The organism is Pseudorhodobacter sp. (assembly GCF_030452865.1).
Taxonomy (GTDB): Bacteria; Pseudomonadota; Alphaproteobacteria; order Rhodobacterales; family Rhodobacteraceae; genus Pseudorhodobacter.
Map to the genome: position 1 here is coordinate 1 of NZ_JAKDLJ010000419.1, position 2,957 is coordinate 2,957.

General features: G+C 56.7%; 2 protein-coding genes and 1 pseudogene. All 3 read left to right on the plus strand.

What is annotated here, in order from left to right; translation table 11 throughout:
- Positions 1-1,006, plus strand: a 1,006-nt coding sequence (locus L0H65_RS17380) for an isocitrate/isopropylmalate dehydrogenase family protein (RefSeq protein ID WP_301460484.1), incomplete at its 5' end; no start/stop codon positions are given.
- Between the two features lie 105 nt (positions 1,007-1,111).
- Complete coding sequence (locus L0H65_RS17385; RefSeq protein WP_301460485.1) at positions 1,112-1,255, plus strand: hypothetical protein; 144 nt, start codon at positions 1,112-1,114, stop codon at positions 1,253-1,255.
- Between the two features lie 782 nt (positions 1,256-2,037).
- Positions 2,038-2,890 (plus strand): annotated as a pseudogene (locus L0H65_RS17390) (IS3 family transposase); the annotation flags it as partial.
- Positions 2,891-2,957 lie beyond the last annotated feature (67 nt).

Consider the following 2,957-nt stretch of genomic DNA (forward strand, 5'->3'; position numbering starts at 1 on the left):
CGATAAAGCCTTCGGCCTTGGGTTAACCTGGTTGGAAGTTGCGATAGGGTTTGAGGCGCTGAAAGCTTGCGGAAGCACATTTCCTGACAGCGCATTGGACGCCGTTCGCGGCTGTGACGGGCTAATTCTTGGCCCGGTTTCGCACAACACTTACCCGCCGCGTGCGGAAGGTGGGCTGAACCCTTCAGGCGAGTTGCGCAAACGGCTTGACCTGTTTGCCAATATCCGCCCAGCCCGTAGTCGTGCCGGCATTGCGCCACGCACCGGGGTGCCGATTGATCTGGTGGTGGTGCGCGAAAACACCGAAGGATTCTACGCCGACCGCAATATGTTTCAGGGATCGGGCGAGGTGATGCCAACGGAAGATGTGGCACTGGCGTTTCGCAAGATCACCCGCCACGCAAGCATGAACATCGCCCATGCCGCCTTTGCCGAGGCCGAGGCGCGGCGCATGGCTGGCACGGGGCCGGGCAAGGTTACCGCCGTTCACAAGGCCAACGTGATGCGTGTATCTGACGGGTTGTTCTTGGATTGCGTGCGCAGCGTGGCCAAAGAGCATCCGCAGATTGCCTATGACGAGCGGTTGGTTGATGCGATGTGCGCCCATTTGGTCCGCAACCCGGCGGAATTTGATGTGATCTGCACGACGAATATGTTCGGCGATATCCTGTCTGATCTGGCCTCTGAAATTGCTGGAAGCCTCGGGCTGGCCGCATCATTGAATGCAGGGGATGACTATGCGATGGCGCAGGCGCAGCATGGGTCTGCCCCAGATATCGCAGGGCAAGACAAGGCGAACCCTTCGTCACTAATCGGTTCGGCGGCCATGCTGTTGGATTGGCTGGGGACCAAGCGGAGTGACGGCAACTTGCATGCCGCAGGCAAGGCAGTGGATGCAGCGTTGGAAACGGTTTTAATGCAGCCCGACCTGCGCACAGGTGACCTGGGCGGTAAATCCGGCACTCACGCTTTTGGTGCGGCTGTCGCGGAGGCCGTAAAGGCATGAGAGAACCCATTTTTCCCGAAGCTCCCGGGCGGCGCACGCAATCGTGCCGCGTCACATGGCCCGCAACCCTCTGATACCCTGACAAACCTAGAGGACGCGACTGGGATGAGCCGCCCCGCAGTCAGTTACACCGCGCAAGGGCTTATCAAGAAAGGGCTTTTGCACCCTGAACGCTTGCATCATTGCGTCCCCTACATCTACCGGATTGAATATGACGCGGCAGACTTATTGGGGCAGACAATCCGCTAATGAAAAACCCCCGCATCGGACGCAACCAATGCGGGGGGTAAAATAGGACAACATCAATGACCTTTATATCCGATGCCGAATCATCGTGCAAGTCTTCTGTCAAATTATCGCCTGTTATGCAGGAAAAGCATTTGGCACATTGTGAATTGATCCGAGCAAAACAAATCACCAATCCATTTGAGCATGTTGGGTAAGGCTGGGCAAAGCCCATATCCTTACTGGCATGGTGCGAGATTGGCGGCTTTGCATTGCGCACCATCAAGGAACTAATCAAGTACCCGCCATCCGCCGCTATCAATGTAACCTACCCAGCGGCAAAGTTACGCTGCTGCGGGTGGATGGCCCCGGCCCGGAACGGGACAGGACAAAAGCCAAGAGCATGGCGGCATACTTCCTTGCCACGACGAATGAGGAAACCATAGGCCAGAGTGAGTTTGGTATGATTTGCGGGTTAGCGCATGACTGGCCGGACGGTTGGCAGATGGAAGTATTCAGGCATACCGTGATCCGCTGGCCGGACTTCATGGATGATGTGAAGCTAGAAGTGGAACTAGCGCTACATGCGCGAGACGGGCAGATAGATCCGTTCCATCCCGAAGTGATAGCGGACCCCCTCTATACGACTGCGAGGCGCTACCATGGGCAGGGCGACAAGCTGTCGCTGCGCATCTACTGCCGAAGGTTCATCCCGTTGTTGAGGGCCTTCTGGCCCATAGCATCAATGAATAGCCCCTAGATTTGCAGACGCCTTGCTTGGTAATTTTGGAAGCAAGGAGGACGAGATGTCCGCAAACAAATTCACAGACGAGTTCAAGCGTGATGCATTGGCCCAAGTCGAAGATCGGGGCTATCCGGTGCGCGAGGTGGCCGAGCGACTGGGCGTCAGCACGAAGTCGATTTACACATGGCAGAAGCAGTTTTCTCGGCCGGCGAAGGTGATCAAAGAGGTCGATGCGCAAGCGGATGAGATCCGCCGCCTGAAGCGGGACTTGCTGCGCGTGACGGATTTGAGCCGGATCAGAAAACAGTCCAGTGGACTGTTTTCCCGGCGAATGGGGATATCTTAAAAAAGGCGACCGCATACTTCGCCAGGGAATCCCGGTGAGGTATGCCTTCATTGCTGAGAACCGGCTGATCTTTGCGGTCCGGGCCATGTGCCGGATGCTGCTGGTTCATCCCAGCGGCTTTCATGCATGGCTGCGTGAACCCTTTTCCCAACGAGCACTGGAGGATCAGCGGCAAACCGTGCTGCTGAAGCAGGCTTGGGATGACAGCGGGGAGGTGTATGGATACCGCAAGCTGCATGATGATCTGTGCGACATGGGCGAAGATATCAGCCCCAACCGGGCTTGGCGTTTGGCCCGTCTGGCGAGCATAAGGGCCCAGATTGGTTACAAAAAGAAGCCGGGTTCTTATGGGGGCAGCCCTGCCGTTGTGGCCGACAATACCTTGAACCGGGAGTTCGATGTCTCCTCTCGTTGATTGCAAGCAATCAACTGCCGGGCAATGGATGCACCGGACCAGTTCTGGGTGACAGACATCACCTATATTCGCACGCATGAGGGGTTCTTGTATTTGGCGGTCGTGATCGATCTGTTTTCTCGGCGTGTGATCGGTTGGTCCATGCAGGGGCGCACCTATGCAGACTGAATCGCCCCGGTTTCACCGGAGACCTATAGCTTCATTTCACGCGACCATATCG